The 20,386-nt window shown below is 62.5% G+C and carries 17 protein-coding genes and 1 tRNA gene; 14 read left to right on the top strand and 4 right to left on the bottom strand.

The features are described from left to right. Positions 1–72: 72 nt before the first annotated feature. Positions 73–1,383 (bottom strand): MFS transporter, encoded by a 1,311-nt coding sequence (locus tag KO538_RS14340; RefSeq protein WP_070303136.1) that lies wholly within the window; start codon positions 1,381–1,383, stop codon positions 73–75. Between the two features lie 45 nt (positions 1,384–1,428). After that, entirely contained in the window at positions 1,429–2,310 is an 882-nt protein-coding gene (locus KO538_RS14335) for an N-acetylmuramic acid 6-phosphate etherase (protein WP_072456195.1), read from the bottom strand. A gap of 186 nt (positions 2,311–2,496) precedes the next feature. On the opposite strand from KO538_RS14335, the gene KO538_RS14330 reads away from it, so the two are divergent. Continuing rightward, positions 2,497–3,555: a helix-turn-helix transcriptional regulator gene (locus tag KO538_RS14330; protein WP_219328667.1), complete on the top strand. Its 1,059-nt coding sequence runs from the start codon at positions 2,497–2,499 to the stop codon at positions 3,553–3,555. Positions 3,556–3,682: 127 nt separating this feature from the next. Next, positions 3,683–4,828 (top strand): nuclear transport factor 2 family protein, encoded by a 1,146-nt coding sequence (locus tag KO538_RS14325; RefSeq protein ID WP_219328666.1) that lies wholly within the window; start codon positions 3,683–3,685, stop codon positions 4,826–4,828. A gap of 2 nt (positions 4,829–4,830) precedes the next feature. On the opposite strand, the gene KO538_RS14320 is transcribed toward KO538_RS14325, so the two are convergent. Continuing rightward, the gene (locus KO538_RS14320) at positions 4,831–5,571 is read right to left on the bottom strand and encodes a GntR family transcriptional regulator (protein WP_034752424.1); all 741 of its coding nucleotides are present in this window, start codon (positions 5,569–5,571) and stop codon (positions 4,831–4,833) included. 227 nt (positions 5,572–5,798) lie between these two features. On the opposite strand from KO538_RS14320, the gene KO538_RS14315 reads away from it, so the two are divergent. The 12 genes from KO538_RS14315 to KO538_RS14260 all read left to right on the top strand — a co-directional run bounded on the left by KO538_RS14315 (position 5,799) and on the right by KO538_RS14260 (position 19,961). After that, positions 5,799–7,127, top strand: a complete 1,329-nt coding sequence (locus KO538_RS14315) for a serine hydrolase (RefSeq protein ID WP_219328665.1) — start codon at positions 5,799–5,801, stop codon at positions 7,125–7,127. 81 nt (positions 7,128–7,208) lie between these two features. Further along, on the top strand, positions 7,209–8,495 hold the full coding sequence (locus KO538_RS14310; protein ID WP_219328664.1) for a D-amino acid dehydrogenase: 1,287 nt from the start codon (positions 7,209–7,211) through the stop codon (positions 8,493–8,495). Positions 8,496–8,576: 81 nt separating this feature from the next. Further along, positions 8,577–9,029, top strand: coding sequence for a YchJ family protein (locus KO538_RS14305; RefSeq protein ID WP_070303139.1), 453 nt, complete (start codon positions 8,577–8,579; stop codon positions 9,027–9,029). Between the two features lie 40 nt (positions 9,030–9,069). Further along, entirely contained in the window at positions 9,070–10,692 is a 1,623-nt protein-coding gene (locus tag KO538_RS14300; protein WP_219328663.1) for a carboxyl transferase domain-containing protein, read from the top strand. 12 nt (positions 10,693–10,704) lie between these two features. Next, positions 10,705–11,493, top strand: coding sequence for an enoyl-CoA hydratase/isomerase family protein (locus KO538_RS14295; protein WP_034752440.1), 789 nt, complete (start codon positions 10,705–10,707; stop codon positions 11,491–11,493). Positions 11,494–11,512: 19 nt separating this feature from the next. Continuing rightward, a complete protein-coding gene (gene bioA / locus KO538_RS14290; RefSeq protein WP_257620352.1) occupies positions 11,513–12,841 on the top strand; it encodes an adenosylmethionine--8-amino-7-oxononanoate transaminase in 1,329 nt (442 codons plus the stop codon). A gap of 1 nt (position 12,842) precedes the next feature. Continuing rightward, complete coding sequence (bioF, locus tag KO538_RS14285; protein WP_219328661.1) at positions 12,843–14,039, top strand: 8-amino-7-oxononanoate synthase; 1,197 nt, start codon at positions 12,843–12,845, stop codon at positions 14,037–14,039. After that, positions 14,029–14,814 (top strand): dethiobiotin synthase, encoded by a 786-nt coding sequence (gene bioD / locus KO538_RS14280; protein ID WP_219328660.1) that lies wholly within the window; start codon positions 14,029–14,031, stop codon positions 14,812–14,814. The genes bioF and bioD overlap by 11 nt, the downstream gene beginning before the upstream one ends. Before the next feature lie 45 nt (positions 14,815–14,859). Beyond that, entirely contained in the window at positions 14,860–15,906 is a 1,047-nt protein-coding gene (bioB, locus tag KO538_RS14275) for a biotin synthase BioB (RefSeq protein ID WP_046681747.1), read from the top strand. Positions 15,907–16,065: 159 nt separating this feature from the next. Further along, the gene (locus KO538_RS14270) at positions 16,066–18,093 is read left to right on the top strand and encodes an acetyl/propionyl/methylcrotonyl-CoA carboxylase subunit alpha (RefSeq protein ID WP_219328659.1); all 2,028 of its coding nucleotides are present in this window, start codon (positions 16,066–16,068) and stop codon (positions 18,091–18,093) included. Between the two features lie 10 nt (positions 18,094–18,103). Continuing rightward, entirely contained in the window at positions 18,104–19,036 is a 933-nt protein-coding gene (locus KO538_RS14265) for a glyoxylate/hydroxypyruvate reductase A (RefSeq protein ID WP_219328658.1), read from the top strand. 1 nt (position 19,037) lies between these two features. Then, positions 19,038–19,961: a hydroxymethylglutaryl-CoA lyase gene (locus tag KO538_RS14260; RefSeq protein WP_219328657.1), complete on the top strand. Its 924-nt coding sequence runs from the start codon at positions 19,038–19,040 to the stop codon at positions 19,959–19,961. A 163-nt stretch (positions 19,962–20,124) separates the two neighbouring features. Here the strand turns inward: KO538_RS14260 and KO538_RS14255 are convergent. After that, positions 20,125–20,201, bottom strand: a tRNA-Pro gene (locus tag KO538_RS14255). Between the last annotated feature and the right edge of the window lie 185 nt (positions 20,202–20,386).

The raw sequence follows: 20,386 nt of genomic DNA, 5'->3' as shown, positions 1-20,386 counted from the left end.
GAAGCGCAGGTCTATCGGTGCGGGCATTTTACTGTGCGCCCGCCATCCATGCGGGCGCACGGTTCAAAAGAATCAGGCCTCGGCCTTCTTGCCGAATTCGGGATCAATCTTGACTAGCGCGGCCATGATGAAAGCAGGAATGGTGGCGATGCAGACCCAGATAAAGAAGTGCTGGTAGCCAAGCATTTGCTGGATCCAGCCGCTGGCCATGCCCGGCAACATCATGCCCAGGGCCATGAAACCCGTGCAGATCGCGTAATGGGCCGTTTTATGCGCGCCATCGGAGACCATGATCATGTACAACATATAGGACGCGAAACCGAAGCCATAGCCAAATTGCTCCAACGCAATGCCACCGGCGATCACATAGATGCTGCTGGGCAAGGCGCTGGCCAGATAGACAAACACCAGGTCCGGCAGATGGACGGACAACACCATGATCCACAGGCAGCGTTTCAAGCCGAAGCGGGAAATGATGAATCCGCCCAGCAAGCCGCCCAGGGTCAGGGCGATCACGCCGATGGTGCCGTAGACGAGGCCCACCTGTTCCGTGCTGAGGCCCAGACCGCCCTTGGCGACAGGGTCGAGCAGGAATGGCGCGGCCAATTTGAGCAGTTGCGCTTCGCCGAGGCGGAACAGCAGCAAAAAGCCCAGAATGACGACAATATCCTTCTTCTTGAAGAAGGAAGCAAAGGTGGCGATGAATTCCTGCAAGGGAGAAACACCAACGCCCTGGATGCTGGGGCGGTCGTCCTTCGGTTTCGGCAAGACAAAATAGTGGTACAGGAAGAGGGCGATGAACAGGCCCGCCAGAATGGCGAAGACGACGGACCAGGCCAGCTGCACATTGCCCGTCGCATGCGTCAGATAGCCGGCCAGATACACGAGACCGCCCTGGCCGGCGATCATCGCCAGGCGGTAAAACGTGCTGCGCACGCCGACAAAGGCCGCCTGCTGGTGCTCTTCCAGGCCCAGCATATAAAAGCCGTCGGCGGCGATGTCATGCGTGGCGGAACTGAAAGCCATCAGCCAGAAGATGGCAAGGCTGATCTGGAAGAAGTGCGGCAAGGAGGTCGTCAGGGCCACCAGCGCCAGCGCGGCGCCGATCACCAGCTGCAAGCCGACGATCCAGAAGCGCTTGGTGCGGTACATATCGATGAAGGGCGACCACAGCGGCTTGATGACCCACGGCAAGTACAACCAACTCGTATACAGCGCGATATCGGTATTACTGAAACCGTAGTTCTTGTACATGATCACGGACAAGGTCATGACCACTACATAGGGAATGCCCTGGCCGAAATACAGGGAAGGGATCCACAGCCACGGCTTATTTGACGGCTTATTTGCGCGCGCAGCGGCGGTTTGTTTCACTAGCTCCATACATCCTTCGTTGTCTCCCAGACAGAAGAATGCCGCGCCATCGGATCACGCCGCCAGTGCCGCCCGCACACTGCCGTTCGCGCCGGCCAACAATGCCTGTGCCTGGTTTGTGTTGATTTTTTTGATCAAGGCAACAATCGCCACCTTGACGTGATAGTGGCATTGCTCCAGCACGGTTCTGGCCTGCACTTCGCTGGCGCCGGTGGCGTGCATGGTCAGACGCACCGCCCGCCAGATCAGTTTGGCGTTGGTCGGCTTCAAGTCTACCATCAAGTTTCCGTAAGTTTTATGCAAACCGACCATCAAGGCACTGGAAATCGTGTTCAGGGTGATTTTTTGCGCCGTGCCCGCTTTCAGGCGCGTGCTGCCGGATATGACTTCCGTCCCTGTGTCGAGCACGATGCCGCATTGCGCCTCGTGCGCCACGGGGGCATCCACATTGTTGGCGATGCCTATCGTCAAGGCGCCCGCCTGGCGCGCGGCCAGCAGGGCGCCCAGCACATACGGCGTGGCGCCGGAGGCGGCCAGCAGGATCACGACATCATTTGCTTGCGGCTGCAAGGCCAGTAAATCCGCCTCGCCTTGCTGTAAATCATCTTCCGCGCCTTCCACAGCAGTAAACATGGCGCCCGCGCCGCCGGCCAGGATGGCGACGGCACGCTCGGGCGGCCAGGAAAACGTGGGATTCAATTCAACGCTGTCGAGCACGCCAAGCCGGCCGGACGTGCCCGCCCCCACATACAGCAGCCGTCCACCGGCCGCGATGCGGGGCAGGGCGGCCGTGATGGCGGCGGCGATGTCGGGCGACGCCAGCCGCACGGCCTCGACAGCCCAGAACTGGTCATCGACCAGCGCCGCCACCAGCTGCTCCACCGGATACAGGTCCAGATCCGGATGCCGCCGGCTCGGAGTTTCAGTTTTCAACATGATTTCAGAACATGGTTGAAGGTGAAACCAGTTTAATACCAACGAGCAATATCAGCCATGAAAGGTTGGCGGGCGGGCATAACGGGAGTTTATGGCTGATGCAGGAACGTGGTGTATTAGCTGTACTTCGATACGCCCCCGTTTGTGTCTATACTTGGGTTCGACGCCAACATCAACGACATCCCCATGATCGCTCGCCAATTGCTGTTCCTGTTTAGCGCCCTTGGCGCCATCAATGGCATTTTCCTGGCCGTCTATTTTTTCAGCCGCCGGCCTCGCTGTCTCGCCGACTACATGCTCGGTGCATTGCTGCTGGCCGTCGGGGTGCGCACCGCCAAATCCGCCTTCCTCTTCTTCAACCCGGCGATCGCACTCGAATTCCGCCAGCTGGGTCTGTCGGCCTGCCTGCTGATCGGTCCCTTGACCTATCTGTATGTGCGCGCTTTTCTGGCCGGGCTCGGACAATTGCCTGCTGGACAACAATGGCGTTGGCATCTCGGCTTGTCCTTCCTGCTGATAGGCATTGGCGTTGCCTTTCCGTATGCCGCGTATCGTTCTGTGTGGGACCTGTCGAGTCATGCCATTCATGTGTTCTGGCTAGGCTACCTGCTGGCGGCCGCCAGGCTGCTCTGGCAAAGCCGCCGCGCATGGTGGAACGACGGACAGCGGATGGCGACCAGCAACGTGCTCCTGCTGAGTGTCTTTGCAGGCAGCTGTGTCATGCTGGCGGCGTACGCGAGCACGCCGTTCACGTCCTATATCGTCGGTGCCTTGTCGTTCACCTTCTCGCTGCATGTTGCGGTCATGGTTTTTCTGCTGAGAAAAGAAACCTCGACGCCTGCCGAGCCAAAACAGAAGTACCAACATAGCCGCCTGACGCACGACGATGCGCTTGCCGTGCTCGCTGCGCTGGAACAACAGATGAGCGGGCAGAAATCCTATCTGAATCCGAATCTGACCCTGGCCCAACTGGCCAAGCGGGCCGGATGCACGCAGGCGCAGGTGTCGCAGGTACTCAATGACAAGCTGGGCAAGAGCTTCAACACCTACGTCAACGAATACCGTATCGCTGAAGCGAAACAGGTATTGACGGGCGAGCCGCAACTGAACATGGATACCGTTGCCGAGCGCTGCGGGTTCAATTCCAGTTCCACCTTCTACTCGACCTTCAAGAAAGTGGCTGGGCAGACTCCCGCCAGCTTCCGGGCCCAATCCAGCCAGGCCGTCCCGGCCGTTTCCGCGTAAAACCGCTCCGGAATCGCCATTCCGGAGTCTGACATCCTGTTTGGCGACATCAAGTCCCCTGCGCTTCGATAAATTATCGACCACCAGCGATCTGAAATAGTCGTTGCTCCGATAAACGAAATTCTTCATGCAGGGTAAAACCATGATTCAGTTTTTAGTGCGAACCGTACTCGCCTGTTGCTTGCTTGGCATCACCGCCGTCGGCACCGCCGCCACCACGAACCAGGACGAACATGCCATCCAGGAAACCGTGCGCTTGTATCTGCATGGCACCAGCTTCAACGTGCAGGGCGAGATCAACCAGGCCTTCCATGCCAGCGCCCGCCTTTACCTGGACGGCAAAGACGATGCGGAATGGGAGTTGAGCGGTCCCGAATACGCCAAACTCTTTAGCGACGAGAAAAAAGGGCAATTCAATGGACGCCACGGGCGGCTGATCAAGGTGGAGGTGAACGGCAAGGTGGGCACGGCCAAGGCCGAGATCCACATTCCCCAACAAGGGGTCCGCTATGTGGATGTCTTCCTTTTGAAAAAGATCGCCGGCAACTGGAAGATCGTCAGCAAGTCGGCCCATCGCGAGCCAGCGGCGCGCCATGCACGCAAGGTACTGCTGGTCGTGTCGAATGTGCATCAATATCCCGGCACAAAAGTTAACGCAGGCAATAATTTTCCCGAGCTTGCCTATACCTATGATGCCTTTCGCAAAGCAGGCTACGCGGTCGACTTCGTCAGTCCCGAAGGTGGCGCCGTTCCCCTGGAAATGATCGTCACGTCGGACGAGTTGCTCAAGAAGTATCTGTACAACAGTGATTTCATGTGGGCACTGGCCCATACCAAACCCGTCGCCGAGGTCAAGGCAGACGAGTATGCGGGCATGGCTTTCGTCGGCGGCGGCGCAGCCATCGTCGGCATCCCGGACAACAAGCCGCTGCAGGACATCGCCTTGCGTATCTACGAACAGCAAGGCGGGGTGATCGCGGCCATCTGCCATGGCACCGAGGGCATCAAGAATCTGAAGCTCAGTGACGGTACTTTTCTCATCCAGGGCAAGGTGCTCACCTCGTTCCCCGATGCGTTTCTCAACAAGGAATCGCCGATCTACAAGGCCTATCCCTTTTCGGCGGAAGGCAGCATCAAGCGCCAGGGCGGCATATTCAGGCACGGCACCAACGGCAAGAGCCACGTCGAGGTCGATGGCCGGCTGGTGACCGGCATGAGCTGGGAGTCGTCCGTCGGCGTGGCGGAATCCATGATCCGCCTGATCGAGCAGTAAGTTTATGGGGCTCGGCGCATTTCCGCCACGAAATCGTAATGGTCGCTGCGGCAATACGAATGCGTGAGTTCCACCGCTTCGCCCGTCTCCAGGTAGGCGATGCGCGTGATGAACAGCACGGCCTGGCCATCGGGGATACCCAGTTGCTTGGCCAGCACGTCCGTCGCATTCATGGCGCGGATGTGCTGCAAGGCGCGCACGGGCGCCTTCTTGATGCTACTCAAGTATTCATACAGCGAGTCGCCCATGGCGTCCGGGTCCGGCACCACGCTGAACGGCAGCACGCTCACTTCATACGCCATCACCACGTCGTCGGCCAGGCGCAAGCGCTCCAGGCGCGCCACTTTCGTGTTCTGCGCCAGGCCCAGGCTCAGCTGTTCATCGCTGCTGGCGATGACGACTTCGCGCTTGAGCCAGCGCGAGCCGGGGCGGTAGCCGCGCTGCTGCAGCTGCTCGGAAAAGCTCGACAGGTTCGACAGCGGCTGCTCGATGCGCGGGGCAATATAGTTGCCCGAACCACGGCGGCGCACGACGAGGCCTTGCTCGACGAGCTGGTCGATGGCCTTGCGGGCGGTCACGCGCGATACGTCAAGCAGTTCGGACAGGGTACGTTCGGATGGCAGGGCCTGGTCTACCTGGTAGCGGCCGTTGCGTACGTCATCGCTCAGCTTGCGGGCGATCTGCATATATAAAGGCGAATTGTCATTTAAATCGACCTTGAGTTCTACGCTGGTCTGGCTCATACAGTTCTCCTTGTCCTCCTAGTGTAATAGCGATGGCGCTTGTGCGTGGCCCGTCCACCCATGAATAAATGGAAAATGGCCATAAATAACGGTTATACACTTAAAAAAACAATGTTTTACCGTACGTATAGCTTTGCATTATAGATAAATAAGCAATTTTCATTGGCGTCGTGAAGCATCCCGCCCTATGCTGGCGATGCCTCCACTACGCCGTGAAACAGGGAAACATGCACAATAAAATGACGGGTTTGCTGGGCTTGCTGCTGCTGGGCACGACCTGGAGCGCACTGGCCGCCCCGCCCGGTGGCGGCAACGACCAGCAGCGCGCGCTCGATGCCACGCTATCGGCCATCGTCGATGATCCGCTCCACCCGCTGGCCAGCCTGTCCGTGCTGGCCATACGCCACGGCAAGGTGTCGTATGAGCAACAATTTGGCTACCGGCACATCGGGGCCACGCCGGCGGACAGCTTGCCCGTGACGCCGGCCACCCTGTTCCGCATCGCCTCGGTTTCGAAGATGATGACCACACTGGGCCTGATGCGGCTGGTCGAACAGGGCAAGCTGAGCCTGGATCAGGACGTCGGCATCTATCTGGGCTTTTCCCTGCGCAACCCGCATTTCCCCCAGCAAGCGCTGACCTTGCGCAGCCTGCTCAGCCACACCTCCTCGCTGCGCGACGCGGGCGGCTATGCCTGGGGGCCGGAACGCAGCCTGCGCGACGTCTTTACGGCCGGCGGCGACAGCATGTGGGACAAGCAAACGGCGCCGGGCCGCTATTTCACGTACGCCAACCTGAACTGGGGCGTGATCGGCACCGTGATGGAAAAAGTCACGGGAGAGCGCTTCGACTTGCTGATGCGGCGCCTGCTGCTCGATCCGCTCGATGTGCGCGGCGGCTACAACCCGGCCGCATTCCCGGCGGAAGACGTGGCGAACACGGCCACGCTGTACCGCAAGCGCACGCTCGAGACAGAAGTGTGGCAGCCGCAAGGCCCGTGGATCGCGCAAGCCGACGATTTTTACCAGCGTCCACCGACTGCCCTGGCCAGCTATGTGATCGGCAGCAATGCCACCGTCTTCAGTCCCACGGGCGGCTTACGCATTTCCGCCGCAGGACTGGGCAAGGTCATGCAGATGCTGCTCGACGGCGGCCGCTATCAACATCAGCAACTGTTGCAGCCGGCCAGCATCGCCCTGATGTTTGGCCGCCAATGGCAGCTGGCGCCCGATGGCGGCAATGGCGACAGCGAGCGGGGCCTGTACCGCGCCTGGGGCCTGGGCAACCAGCAGTTCGATGCGGTGGCGGGGCAGGGCAACCATCTGGTCGAGGGCGCCAGCTTCACGGCCGTGGGCCACCTGGGCGACGCGTATGGCCTCGTCTCCGCCTTCGTGCTCGATTTCCAGAAAAAAAACGGCATGGTGATGCTGGTGGGCGGCACGGGCAGCGATCCCGAACAGTACCCTGGCACGTATTCCGCCATGGGGCGCAGCGAGGAACGGATACTCACCACCCTATACCGTGGTGCGATGGACAACAATCAATCCTTGCATTGAAATGGTGCATTCCTGAAAGTTATGGCTGCACCATGATGTTTCATTGGCTGCGTTGGCGGCCAGCCTCTAAGCTCTTCCCGAATGCTCCCGCACCATGGGAGCGCAACGCAGCGAGGCAACATGCAGCAACAAGTCATCATCATCGGCGGCGGCGTCGTCGGTCTGACATCGGCCTGGTGGCTGGCCGAGGCCGGCTACAAGGTCACCTTATTGGAGCGCAATGAACAGGTGGCGATCGCCGCCAGCTACCGCAATGGCGGCCAGCTCAGCTATCGCTATGTGGCACCGCTGGCGGACGCGGGCGTGCCCTTCAAGGCCCTGCAATGGCTGCTGCAGAAAGACGGTCCGCTGCGCTTCCGCCCCGAGGCCGACTGGCGCCAATGGCGCTGGATGGCCAGTTTCCTGCGCAATTGCAACAGCGCCAGCAATGCCCGCACGACGGCCAAGCTGCTGCAACTGGGAGAATGGAGCCGCGCCGGCATGGCCCATCTGGAATTGACCGTGCCGCCGGAAGCGTATGCGCGGCGCGATGCGGGTAAACTCATCGTCTACCGCTCGCCCGCCATCTTCCAGCGTGCCGTGGCGCGGCCCGAATCGGAAGAGGCGCGCATCGTCTTGTCGCCGCTGGAAGCCGTGCAGCGCGAACCGGCGCTGGCCGCCTTGCAGGGTTCCCTGGCGGGCGGCATTTTTACGCAGGGCGAAGCGGTGGCCGATTGCCACGCCTTTTGCCTGGCGCTGGAAACGCGCCTGCTGCAGCACCCGAATTGTTCGCTCTTGTTAAAAGGCGAGGCGCGCCGCCTCGTCACGCACAAGGGCAGGATCACGGGCGTCGACACCAGCCTGGGCTTGCTGCAGGCGGATCACTATGTGCTGGCGGCCGGCATCCAGAGCCGCGACCTGGCCGCCACGGCAGGCATTTACCTGCCCCTGTACCCGCTGAAGGGCTACAGCCTGACGGCGCCCATCCGCGCCCAGCACCGTGCGCCCGAGATCAGCATCACGGATTTCGAACGCAAGGTGCTGTATGCGCGCATCGGTGGCGACCTGCGCGTGGCCGCCATGGTCGATATGGTGGGCGCCGACAACAGTATCGACTGGGGCCGCATCGCCGGTCTGACGCGGCTGGCGCGCGAAGCCATGCCGCACGGCGCCGATTACGATCAGGCCACGGCCTGGGCCGGCCTGCGCCCCGCCACGCCGAACAGCGCGCCGCTGGTGGGCGCCAGCAAAGTGGCGAACTTGTGGCTGAACGTGGGCCATGGCCCGCTGGGCTTTACCTTTGCCGCCGGCACGGCGCGCATCCTGGCCGACCTGATGGCCGGCAAGGCGCCGCCGTTCGCGCTGGACTTCCTCGCGCCGCAAAAATAGGCGGACTGGCGGCAGCGGCGACCGGTGCCGCCGTTATGGCGGATAATTGCGGAACTTTTCCGTTCCCCTATTTGCCAGCGCATGCCCACACCCTCGACATCTGCCGCCTGCCCCTGTGGCGGCGCCTCCTACGCCAGTTGCTGCGGCCCGTATATCGCGGGCGACGCCTTGCCGCCCACGGCCGAAATCCTGATGCGTTCGCGCTACACGGCGTTTACCTTGCGCGACGAGCCATATCTGCTTGCCACCTGGCATGCCAGCACCCGTCCCACCGACGCTTTATTTGCCGAAGAAGAAAAAGTCCACTGGCTGGGACTTGAGGTAAAATCTGCTTTACGTTTACGTCAACGTAAAGCAGAATCAGACGATCAAGCCGAAGAGATACACCGCGACACTGTCGAATTCGTGGCCCGCTACAAGGTCAACGGCCGCGCGCACCGCCTGCATGAAGTGAGCCGCTTCGTGCGCGAGGCGGACAAGAGCGGTGATGGCGCCCTGCGCTGGTTTTATCTCGACGGCAGTTTTCCCGAATAGCGCGACCCGAGAGACCGGGCGATAATAAAAAGGAACCGCAATGCCGCACATCGAAAGCAAACTCAATCCGCGCAGTGAAGATTTCAAGGCCAATGCCGCGGCCATGCAAGCCATCGTCGACGATTTGCGCGACAAGGTGGAAAAGATCGCGGCCGGCGGCGGCGAAGCGGCTGCCGCCAAGCACCTGGCGCGCGGCAAACTGCTGCCGCGCGACAGAGTGCAGATGCTGCTCGATCCCGGCACGCCTTTCCTCGAGTTTTCCCAGATGGCGGCCTACGCCATGTACCAGGACGCCAAGGGCGTCGATGCGGCACCTTCCGCCGGCATCATCACCGGCATCGGCAGGGTCTCGGGCCAGGAATGCGTCATCGTGTGTAACGACGCTACGGTCAAGGGCGGCACGTATTACCCGATGACGGTGAAAAAACACTTGCGTGCCCAGGAAATCGCCGACCAGAACAACCTGCCGTGCATCTACCTGGTCGACTCGGGCGGCGCCAATCTGCCGAACCAGGACGACGTCTTCCCCGACCGCGACCATTTCGGCCGCATCTTCTACAACCAGGCAAATCTGTCGGCCAAGGGCATACCGCAAATCGCCGTCGTGATGGGTTCTTGCACGGCCGGCGGGGCCTACGTGCCGGCCATGAGCGATGAATCGATCATCGTCAAGGAGCAGGGCACGATTTTCCTCGGCGGCCCGCCGCTGGTGAAAGCGGCGACAGGTGAAGTGGTGACGGCCGAAGACCTGGGCGGCGGCGACGTGCACACGCGCTTGTCCGGCGTGGTCGATCACCTGGCGCAGAACGATCTGCATGCGCTGTCGCTGGCGCGCACCATCGTCTCAAACCTGAACCGCACCAAGCCGCAGCAGATGGCGCTGCGCGAGTCCATCGAGCCGAAATACCCGACGCAGGAACTGTATGGCGTGATCCCCGTCGATACGCGCAAACCGTTCGACGTGAGGGAGGTGATCGCGCGCATCGTCGACGGCAGCGATTTCGACGAATTCAAGGCCCGCTACGGCACCACGCTGATCTGCGGCTTTGCGCATATCTATGGGGTCAAAGTCGGCATCATCGCCAACAACGGCATCTTGTTCTCGGAATCGGCGCTGAAAGGCACGCATTTCATCGAATTGTGCTGCCAGCGCAAGATCCCTCTCGTCTTCCTGCAAAATATCACGGGCTTCATGGTGGGCCGCAAATACGAAAACGAAGGCATCGCCCGCAATGGCGCCAAGATGGTGACGGCTGTCGCGACGGCCGCCGTGCCGAAATTCACGGTCATCATCGGCGGCAGCTTCGGCGCCGGCAACTACGGCATGTGCGGCCGCGCGTTTTCCCCGCGTTTCATGTGGATGTGGCCCAATGCACGCATTTCCGTCATGGGCGGCGACCAGGCCGCTTCCGTGCTGGCGACCGTCAAGCGCGACGGCATCGAAGGCAAGGGCGGGCAGTGGAGCGCGGACGAGGAAGCGGCCTTCAAGCAGCCGATCAAGGATCAATACGAGCACCAGGGCCACCCCTACTATGCCACCGCGCGCCTGTGGGACGACGGCGTGATCGACCCGGCCGACACCCGCATGGTGCTGGGCCTGGGCCTGTCGGCCGCGCTCAACGCCGAAATCCCTGACACGAAGTTCGGCGTATTCCGCATGTAAGGGGAGAAGACCATGGAATTTGAAACCTTAAAGCTGGTCATCGAGGGCAATGTCGCCACCGTGACCCTGAACCGTCCCGACGTGCGCAACGCCTTCAACGAGACGACGATCGCCGAACTGGCGCGCGCCTTCGAAGGGCTGGGACGCAGCGACATGGTGCGCGCCATCGTGCTGGCGGCGAATGGCGCGGCCTTTTGCGCCGGTGCGGACCTGAACTGGATGAAGAAGATGGCAGGCTACACGCATGCCGAAAACCAGGCCGACGCGCTGCAGCTGGCGCAGATGCTGCGCACGATTTACCTGTGTCCCAAGCCCGTCGTGGCGAAGATCCAGGGCGACTGTTATGCGGGCGGCATGGGCCTCGTCGCCGCATGCGATATCATTCTGGCTGCGGAAGACGTGCATTTCTGCCTGAGCGAGGTGCGCCTGGGACTGATTCCGGCCACTATTTCACCGTATGTCATCAAGGCCATGGGCGAAAACGCGGCACGCCGCTATTTCCTGACCGCGGAGCGATTCTCCGCTCAAGAGGCGCTACGCATCGGCTTTGCCCACGAGGTAGTCGAGGCAAGCGCGCTGGACGCGAAAACCGCCGAGGTGCTCAAAGCGCTGACGGGCAACAGCCCGCACGCCGTGGCGCAAGCGAAAATGCTGGTGCGCGAGATCGTCGGCCAGCCGGTCGATGACGCGCTGCTGGCGGATACCGCCGAGCGCATCGCGCAGATCCGCGCCTCGGAGCAGGGACGCGAAGGCGTGCAATCGTTCCTCGACAAGCGCAAGCCGAGTTGGCTCATGGGCTAGCAATATCATTGGAGCAGTTTTGAAAGCAGAAAAACAATCGGGCTGGGTCGAACGCAGTCTGCGCAGCGTGTGGCATCCGTGCACGCAAATGCAGCACCACGAGACTGTACCGCTCATCCCCGTCAGCCATGGCCGCGGCGCCTGGCTGTATGACCACGAAGGCCGACGCTACCTGGACGCCATCAGCTCCTGGTGGGTGAACCTGTTCGGCCATGCGAATCCGCGCATCAATGCGGAACTCAAGGACCAGCTGGACCGCCTGGAACACGCGATGCTGGCCGGTTTCACGCATGAACCGGTGATCGAACTGTCGGAAAAACTCTCTGCCTTGACGGGCGGCGTGCTTGGCCACAGCTTTTACGCATCCGATGGGGCATCGGCCGTGGAAATCGCCCTGAAAATGAGTTTTCACGCATGGCGCAACAGCGGCAAGAGCGAAAAACAGGAATTCGTCTGCCTGAAAGGCAGCTACCACGGCGAAACCATCGGCGCGCTGGCCGTCACCGATGTCGCCCTGTTCAAGGATGCCTACGGCCCGCTGCTGCGCGCCACGCAGACGGTGATGTCGCCCGACTTTCGCCAGGCAGCCGAGGGCGAGACCGCCGAGGACGTGGCGCGCCGCGCGGCCGCCGAAGTCGAGCAGCTGTTCCAGCAAAAAGCCGACAAGATCGCCGCCATCATCATCGAGCCGCTGGTGCAGTGCGCGACCGGCATGGCCATGCACGACCCGCTATATTTGTCCCTGGTGCGCGCCCTGTGCGACCGCCATCAAGTCCATTTGATCCTCGATGAAATCGCCGTCGGCTGCGGCCGCACGGGCACCTTCTTTGCGTGCGAGCAGGCCGGCATCTGGCCCGATTTCGTCTGTCTCTCCAAGGGCATCAGCGGCGGCTATTTGCCGCTGTCCCTCGTGATGACGCGCGAAGACATCTACCAGGCGTTCTACAGCACCGACGTGCGCCGCGGCTTTTTGCACTCGCATTCGTACACGGGCAACCCGCTGGCCTGCCGCGCGGCGCTGGCGACCTTGTCGATTTTCGAGGAAGACGATGTGCTGGCGGCCAACCGCGTGCGCGCCGAAAAAATCACGCGCGCCCTGGCGCCGCTGGCGCAGCACGAGCGCGTAAAACACTTCCGCCAGCAGGGCATGATCTGGGCCTTCGATGCGGTGGACGCTACCCCGGATTTTTCGCGCCGCTTCTTCAGTACGGCGCTGGAACATGAACTGTTGATGCGTCCCATCGGCTCCACCGTCTACCTGATGCCGCCATACATCCTCGACGACGAGGAAATCGCGGGCCTGGGCCAGCAGACCCTAGCCGTCTTCAATCATGTGACCGGGGCCTGAGATGGAACTGATCGCGCGATTACAACAGCAGCTGCAAGGGCTGGAAGAACGCAGCCTGATCCGCCGCCGCCGTACCGTCGACACGCCGTGCGCGCCGCGCCTGACGGTCGATGGCCGCGAGATGCTGGCCTTTTGCAGCAATGACTACCTGGGCCTGGCCGCGCATCCGCGCATCGTCGCCGCGCTGAAAGAGGGCGCCGACCTGTATGGCGCCGGCAGCGGCGCTTCGCACCTGATCAGTGGCCACAGCCGCGCCCACGCGCAGCTGGAAGAACGCCTGGCCGCTTTCGTGGGCGCCAACCTGGAACAGGCGCGTGCCCTGTATTTCTGTACAGGCTACATGGCGAATTTAGCTGTGCTGACGGCCCTGTCGGCCGGCGATCCGGACGCCGAGATTTTCTCGGAAGCGCTGAACCACGCTTCGCTGATCGACGGCACGCGCCTGGCCCGCGTCAAGACGCGCGTGTATCCGCACGCCGACCTCGATGCCCTGGCGGCCCTGCTGGCGGCCAGCACGGCACAGACGAAAATAGTCGTCACCGACAGCGTCTTCAGCATGGATGGCGACCTGGCGCCGCTGCCCGCGCTGCTGGCCCTGTGCGAACGCTATGGCGCCTGGCTGGTGGTCGACGACGCGCACGGCTTTGGCGCGCTGGGAGCCGCTGGCCGTGGCGCGCTAGAACATTTCAATCTGCATTCGCCCTACCTCGTGTATGTGGGCACCCTGGGCAAATCGGCCGGCGTGGGCGGCGCCTTTGTGTGCGCGCACGAAGCCGTGATCGACACCCTGATCCAGAAGGCGCGCCCCTACATCTTCACGACGGCGGCCCCGCCCGCGCTCGCGCATGCGCTGCTGGCCAGCCTGGACATCATCGCCGGTGAAGAAGGAAAACAACGCCGGGCTCACTTGGCCTCGCTGGTGGCGCAATGGAACGACGGCTTGCAGCTGCAGCGCTGGCAAGCCTTGCCGTCAGTGACCGCCATTCAGCCAGTCATCATCGGCGAGAATGCGGACATGCTGGCCGTCGCCGCCCAACTGTACCAGCAGGGACTGTGGGTCGGCGCCATCCGCCCGCCCACCGTGCCAGCGGGATCGGCGCGCTTGCGCGTGACCCTGTCGGCCGGCCATACGGCGCAGGAAGTGGCGCAATTGATCAACGCAGTCAACACCCTGGAAAGGACTCGCCATGAGCCTTGATGACCCTATCGTGGCGGACGTCCTGGCGGATCTGGCGCCGGCCGTGCAGCCGGCGCCGGCAACCACCGGCCTGCCATCGCGCTTTGCCTGTTTCGTCACCGGCACCGACACGGAAATCGGCAAGACCTTGACGTCGTCGGCCCTGCTGCACGCGCTGGTCGCGCGCGGCGTGCGCGCCTGCGGCATGAAGCCCGTGGCCGCCGGCGCCGAAATGCGCGACGGCGAACTGCATAATGAAGACGCCGACAGCCTGATCGCCGCCGGCAACGTCACCATGCTGCGCAGCCTGACGACGCCGTATATGCTGAAGGAACCGGCCGCGCCGCACATCGCCGCCGCGCTTGAAGGCGTGAGCATCGAGTCCGTGCCGATCCTGGCCGCCTACCTGGAAATTGCCGCCGCCTCGGACGCCGTCGTGGTCGAAGGCGTGGGCGGTTTCCGCGTGCCGCTCTCCAGCGATTTCGATTCGGCCGACCTGGCGCAGCAGCTCGACCTGCCCGTGATCCTCGTGGTCGGCATGCGCCTGGGCTGCATCAGCCAGGCTTTGCTGACGGTGGAAGCCATCGAAGCGCGCGGCCTGACGGTGATCGGCTGGGTCGCCAACACCCTGGAAGTGGAAATGCGCTTCCTCGACGAAAATATCGATGCGCTGATCGAGCGCATCCCGGCGCCGCTGCTGGGCAGGGTGCCGCGCCTGGCGCAGCCCAGCGCGCAAGCGGCGGCGTCCTATCTCGATTTCACCGGCTTGCCCAACTGGCCGGCGCAGCAGAATTAAACCGAACACTTAACGTAGCTAAAAAATAGAAGCGAAGGAATCACCATGTCCGTAGTCCAAGAAGCAGCAAAAACCGTCGAACTGCACCGCCCTGCGGCGCGCATCACCCTGCCCGAAGCGGCCACCTGGCCCATCGATGATGTGCTGGCCCTGTTCGACCTGCCATTCAATGACCTGATGTTCAAGGCCCAGCAAACCCACCGCATCAACTTCCCCGACGGCGACGTGGAACTGGCGACCCTGTTGTCGATCAAGACGGGCGGCTGCGAGGAAGACTGCGGCTACTGCCCGCAGGCGGCCCGCTACGACACGGGCGTGGAAGCAAAAAAAATTCTCGACATCGACACGGTGCTCGACGCGGCCCGCCAGGCGAAAGCCAACGGCGCCACGCGCTTCTGCATGGGCGCCGCCTGGCGTGGCCCGAAGGATCGCGACATGGACAAGGTCGAAGAGATGGTCAGCAAGGTCAAAGCGCTGGGCCTGGAAACCTGCGCCACCCTGGGCATGCTGGAAGAGGGACAAGCGGACCGCCTGAAAAACGCGGGCCTGGACTTCTATAACCACAACCTCGATACGGCGCCCGAGTTCTACGACAACGTCATCTCGACGCGCGAATACCAGGACCGCCTGGATACCCTGGGCCGCGTACGTGAAGCAGGCTTGAAAGTATGCTGCGGCGGCATCGTCGGCATGGGCGAGACGCGTCTGCAACGCGCGGGCCTGATCGCCCAGCTGGCCAATCTGAATCCGTATCCGGAATCGGTGCCCGTCAACCATCTGGTGCAGGTGGAAGGCACGCCGTTGTTTGGCCTGGAAGCGCTGGACCCGTTCGAATTCGTGCGCACGATCGCCGTGGCCCGCATCACCATGCCGAAAGCGCGCGTGCGCTTGTCGGCCGGCCGCCGCCAGATGGGCGAAGCGGTGCAGGCGATGTGCTTCCTGGCTGGCGCCAACTCCATCTTCTACGGCGACAAGCTGCTCACCACCGACAACCCGGAAGCGGAAGACGACCGCGTCTTGCTCGGCAAACTGGGCTTGCAGACGCGCGGCGCCATGCTGGAATCGGTACAGAAAGAGAAGTGCGGCTGCTGATGCCTGCCTTGTCGGGTTACGCCGTGCCGGCTAACTCGACCTACGAATACCGCCTCACCAATGCGTAGGTCGGCTTAGCGCAAAGCGCGTAAGCCGACACGCCAGCAGACAAGGTCCGCCAAGAGACAGCTGCCCTTTTTGAGAGAATAGAGAGAGACCATGTTCACTAAAATCCTGATCGCCAACCGCGGCGAAATCGCTTGCCGTGTCGCCGCCACCGCGCGCCGCATGGGCATCCAGACCGTCGCCGTGTATTCGGAAGCGGACGCCAATGCCAAGCACGTCGCCGTGTGCGACGAAGCCGTATTGATCGGCCCCGCGCCGGCCAAGGAAAGCTATCTGTGCGGCGACAAGATCATCGCCGTGGCGCTGGCCACTGGTGCGCAGGCGATCCACCCCGGCTATGGTTTCCTGTCCGAGAACGCCGACTTTGCCGACGCCTGCCACGCTGCGGGCCTGGTCTTCATCGGCCCGCCGGCATCGGCCATGCGCGCCATGGGTTCCAAGTCGGCCGCCAAGTCGCTGATGGAAAAAGCGAATGTACCGCTGGTGCCCGGCTACCACGGCGAGGAACAGGATGCGGACTTCCTGCATGGGCAGGCCGACAAGATCGGCTACCCCGTGCTGCTGAAGGCGTCCGCTGGCGGCGGCGGCAAGGGCATGAGAGTCATCGAGCATTCCGATGATTTCAAGGCCGCGCTGGCCTCGTGCAAGCGCGAAGCGATCAGCTCTTTCGGCGACGACAAGGTGCTGGCCGAGAAATACCTGTCGCGTCCGCGGCATATCGAAATCCAGGTGTTCGCCGATACACTCGGTAACTGCATTTATTTGTTCGAGCGCGATTGTTCGGTGCAGCGCCGTCACCAAAAGGTGCTGGAAGAAGCCCCGGCGCCGGGCATGCCAGCCGAACGCCGCGCCGCCATGGGCGAAGCGGCCGTCGCCGCCGCCAAGGCCGTCGGCTATGTCGGTGCGGGCACGGTGGAATTCATCGCCAACCAGGATGGCTCGTTCTACTTCATGGAGATGAACACGCGCCTGCAGGTCGAGCATCCGGTGACGGAAATGATCACCGGCACGGACCTGGTGGAATGGCAGTTGCGTGTCGCCTTTGGCGAACCGCTGCCGAAAAAACAGAGCGAACTGGCCATCCACGGCCATGCCATCGAGGCGCGCATCTATGCGGAAAATCCGGAGAAGGGCTTCTTGCCGTCGATCGGCACCCTGCGCCACATGCAGTCGCCTTCGGCCGTCACGTTCGAACTCGGTGGCACGGTGGTGCCGGCCCCCGTGCGCATCGATTCGGGCGTGCGCGAGGGCGATGCGATCTCGCCATTCTACGACCCGATGATCGCCAAGCTGATCGTCTGGGGCGCGGACCGCCGCGAAGCGCTGGCGCGCATGGCGCAGGCGCTGTCCGACTACCAGATCGTCGGCCTGGCCAGCAATATCGCCTTCTTGAAACGCCTGGTCGAAGGCCAGGCATTTGCCAGCGCGGACCTCGACACGGGCCTCATCGAGCGCAATCAAGCATCGCTGTTCCCCGCCCTGCAGGCGGCGCCAGACACGGCGCTGGCGCTGGCGTCCGTCGCCCTGCTGCTGGAAGAGAAAACGGCGGCCGAAACGCAATCGGCCAATCGCGCCGACCCGTGGGGCAATGCCCTGGGATGGCGCTTGAACGGCACCCTGGGACGCAGCCTGTCGTTCGCCGATGAATACACCTTGGCCGGCGACAGCAAGGCTTACCCGGCGCGCATTGCCTACAAGACGGATGGATGGCTGTTCAACGGCCATCCCTTGAGCCTGACGGCGCACACAGGCAACGAGCTGCACATCAAGCTCGGCGAGCGTGCCGTACATGGCACCGTGCTGCGCGACGGTGAGCAGTTCCACGTATTTACCAACGGCTTGCACTACACCTTGCACTACAACGATCCGATGGCGCATGCGGGCGAAGTGGAAGCGGAAGGCGGCCGCCTGACGGCGCCGATGCCGGGCAAGGTCGTCGCCGTACTGGTGAACAAGGGCCAGGACGTCAAGAAGGGCGAGCCTCTGGTCATCATGGAAGCGATGAAGATGGAGCACACGATCGCCGCGCCGCACGACGGCCTGGTGGAAGACGTGCTGTATGCGGTCGGCGACCAGGTGGCCGATGGCGCGCCGCTGCTGGCCTTCAAGGCTGCCGCATAGAGGTAAGCACATGCGCATCCTGTTACAACGTTCGGACGGCAAGGAAGCGGCGTGGATCAGCGACTTCCGCGACTTGCTGCCCGAAGCCGACTTTATCTTCTGGCGCGAAGGCGAAGCGGTTGAACCATGCGACTATGCCGTCGTGTGGCAACCGCCCGCCGCCATGCTGCCCGAACTGGCTCACGTGAAAGCCATCTTCAACACGGGCGCCGGCGTCGACGCGCTGTTGAAGTTTGGCGACGCGCTGCCCGCCCACGTTCCACTGGTCCGCCTCGATGACGCGGGCATGGGCGTGCAGATGGCCGAATATGTAAGCCACGCCGTGCTGCGCCACTTCCGCCGTTTCGACGATTACGAGGCGCAAGGCCGCGCCGGCATCTGGCAGCCGCTGCCTGCGTTCGACAAGGCGGACTTTCCTATCGGCGTGCTGGGCATGGGCGTGCTGGGCACGCGCGTGCTCGAAGCGCTGGCGCAATTCGAATTCCCGCTGCGCGGATGGAGCCGCAGCCCAAAACATGCCGATGGCGTGGCGTGCTATGCAGGCGAAGAGGGGCTCGAAGCATTTTTGCGCGGCACGCGCGTGCTCGTGTGCATGCTGCCGCTCACGCCAGAGACGCACAACCTGCTCGACCGCGCGCGCCTGTCGATGCTGCTGCCAGGAGCCTACATCATCAACGTGGCGCGCGGCGCGCATATCGCCGAACCGGATTTGCTGACGCTGATCCGCTCCGGGCATATCGCGGGCGCGACCCTGGACGTGTTCCGCAACGAGCCGCTGCCGCAGCAGCACCCGTTCTGGCATGAACCCCGCATCACCATCACGCCGCATATTTCGGCCGCCACCCTGCGCCGCGAAAGCGTGGCGCAGATCGCCGCCAAGATGCGCCGCCTGCAAGCCGGAGACTCTGTCGCCGGCATCGTCAACCGTTTGCAAGGATATTGAGATGAACCCTACTACCAGTCTTCCCAAGCAGGTCAAGATCGTCGAAGTGGGTCCGCGCGACGGCCTGCAAAACGAAAAGGAAACCATCAGCGCCGCCGTCAAGATCGAACTGGTCGACCGCCTGACGCAGGCCGGCTTCGTCAATATCGAGGCAGCGTCGTTCGTCTCGCCGAAATGGGTGCCGCAGATGGCCACCAGCGCGGAAGTGATGGACAAGATCGCGCGCCGCGCCGGCACGATTTATTCGGCGCTGACGCCGAACATGCAGGGTTTCGAGGCGGCGCTGGCGGCGAAGGCCGATGAAGTGGTGATCTTCGGTTCCGCGTCGGAGGCGTTCTCGCAAAAGAACATCAACTGCTCGATCGCCGAATCGATCGCCCGCTTCGAAGGCGTGGCGAAGGCGGCCAAGGAACACGGCCTGCGCCTGCGCGGCAGCATCAGCTGCGCCTTCGGCTGCCCTTACCAGGGGGACGTGCCGCTGGACGCCGTGGCCGACGTGGTGGGCCGCATGCGCGACCTCGGTTGCGACGAGATCGACATCGCCGACACCATCGGCGTGGCTACGCCGCGCAAGACGCAGGCGGTGATGGAGCGCGCGATTGCCGCCTTCCACGTGGGCGGGCTGTCCGGCCACTTCCACGACACCTATGGCCAGGCGCTGGCGAATATCTACGCCAGCCTGGAAACGGGCATCGCGATCTATCACTCGTCCGTGTCCGGCCTGGGCGGCTGCCCGTACGCCAAGGGCGCCACCGGCAACGTGGCCACCGAGGACGTGCTGTACATGATGCAGGGACTGGGCATCGCCACCGGCATCGACCTGAACCTGGTGGTGGACGCTGGGCAGTTCATCTCGCAGCAGCTGGGCCGCAAGGGATCGAGCCGCGCCGGCAACGCCATCGCGGCGAAGCGCGCAGCTGTGTAGGTCGGATTAGCGCGCAAGCGCGTAATCCGACGCCACCAAGGACATGGCCAACACTGTTGTCGGGTTACGCGCTGCGCGCTAACCCGACCTACCCGACCTACGTGAACCGTACAGGCGAAAAAAAACCCAAGAGCCTAAACTCTTGGGTTTTTTTCTACAAATTTGGTCGGAGTACAAGGATTCGAACCTTGGACCCCCTGGTCCCAAACCAGGTGCGCTACCGGGCTGCGCCACACTCCGAAGACCAAGATAATACAGGCCGTATCGACTTCGGTCAAGGGTCAGGTGAAACTCTGTGTAAATTATTTACGCGCGGTACTGGGATGCATGTATTTTTCAACATGCCGGAAATATGCGACACTGGCTTGGCAAGTTTTCCCGATCAGACATGAAGGCGACGACGGCAATGGAGTTCAGGATAGAAA

The sequence above is a fragment of the Janthinobacterium sp. NKUCC08_JDC genome (assembly GCF_019345575.1).
GTDB lineage: Bacteria > Pseudomonadota > Gammaproteobacteria > Burkholderiales > Burkholderiaceae_D > Janthinobacterium > Janthinobacterium aestuarii.
This window is presented reverse-complemented; position numbering and strand designations above follow the sequence as displayed.

What these genes read in the sequence shown, in the direction of transcription:
- KO538_RS14335 (WP_072456195.1), bottom strand. Translation starts at nt 2,310, where the DNA reads ATGTTGAAAACTGAAACTCCGAGCCGGCGGCATCCGGATCTGGACCTG.
- KO538_RS14330 (WP_219328667.1), top strand. Translation starts at nt 2,497, where the DNA reads ATGATCGCTCGCCAATTGCTGTTCCTGTTTAGCGCCCTTGGCGCCATC.
- KO538_RS14305 (WP_070303139.1), top strand. Translation starts at nt 8,577, where the DNA reads ATGCCCACACCCTCGACATCTGCCGCCTGCCCCTGTGGCGGCGCCTCC.
- KO538_RS14315 (WP_219328665.1), top strand. Translation starts at nt 5,799, where the DNA reads ATGCACAATAAAATGACGGGTTTGCTGGGCTTGCTGCTGCTGGGCACG.
- KO538_RS14265 (WP_219328658.1), top strand. Translation starts at nt 18,104, where the DNA reads ATGCGCATCCTGTTACAACGTTCGGACGGCAAGGAAGCGGCGTGGATC.
- KO538_RS14300 (WP_219328663.1), top strand. Translation starts at nt 9,070, where the DNA reads ATGCCGCACATCGAAAGCAAACTCAATCCGCGCAGTGAAGATTTCAAG.
- KO538_RS14295 (WP_034752440.1), top strand. Translation starts at nt 10,705, where the DNA reads ATGGAATTTGAAACCTTAAAGCTGGTCATCGAGGGCAATGTCGCCACC.
- bioB (WP_046681747.1), top strand. Translation starts at nt 14,860, where the DNA reads ATGTCCGTAGTCCAAGAAGCAGCAAAAACCGTCGAACTGCACCGCCCT.
- KO538_RS14260 (WP_219328657.1), top strand. Translation starts at nt 19,038, where the DNA reads ATGAACCCTACTACCAGTCTTCCCAAGCAGGTCAAGATCGTCGAAGTG.
- KO538_RS14270 (WP_219328659.1), top strand. Translation starts at nt 16,066, where the DNA reads ATGTTCACTAAAATCCTGATCGCCAACCGCGGCGAAATCGCTTGCCGT.
- KO538_RS14325 (WP_219328666.1), top strand. Translation starts at nt 3,683, where the DNA reads ATGCAGGGTAAAACCATGATTCAGTTTTTAGTGCGAACCGTACTCGCC.
- KO538_RS14340 (WP_070303136.1), bottom strand. Translation starts at nt 1,383, where the DNA reads ATGGAGCTAGTGAAACAAACCGCCGCTGCGCGCGCAAATAAGCCGTCA.
- KO538_RS14320 (WP_034752424.1), bottom strand. Translation starts at nt 5,571, where the DNA reads ATGAGCCAGACCAGCGTAGAACTCAAGGTCGATTTAAATGACAATTCG.
- bioF (WP_219328661.1), top strand. Translation starts at nt 12,843, where the DNA reads ATGGAACTGATCGCGCGATTACAACAGCAGCTGCAAGGGCTGGAAGAA.
- bioD (WP_219328660.1), top strand. Translation starts at nt 14,029, where the DNA reads ATGAGCCTTGATGACCCTATCGTGGCGGACGTCCTGGCGGATCTGGCG.
- KO538_RS14310 (WP_219328664.1), top strand. Translation starts at nt 7,209, where the DNA reads ATGCTCCCGCACCATGGGAGCGCAACGCAGCGAGGCAACATGCAGCAA.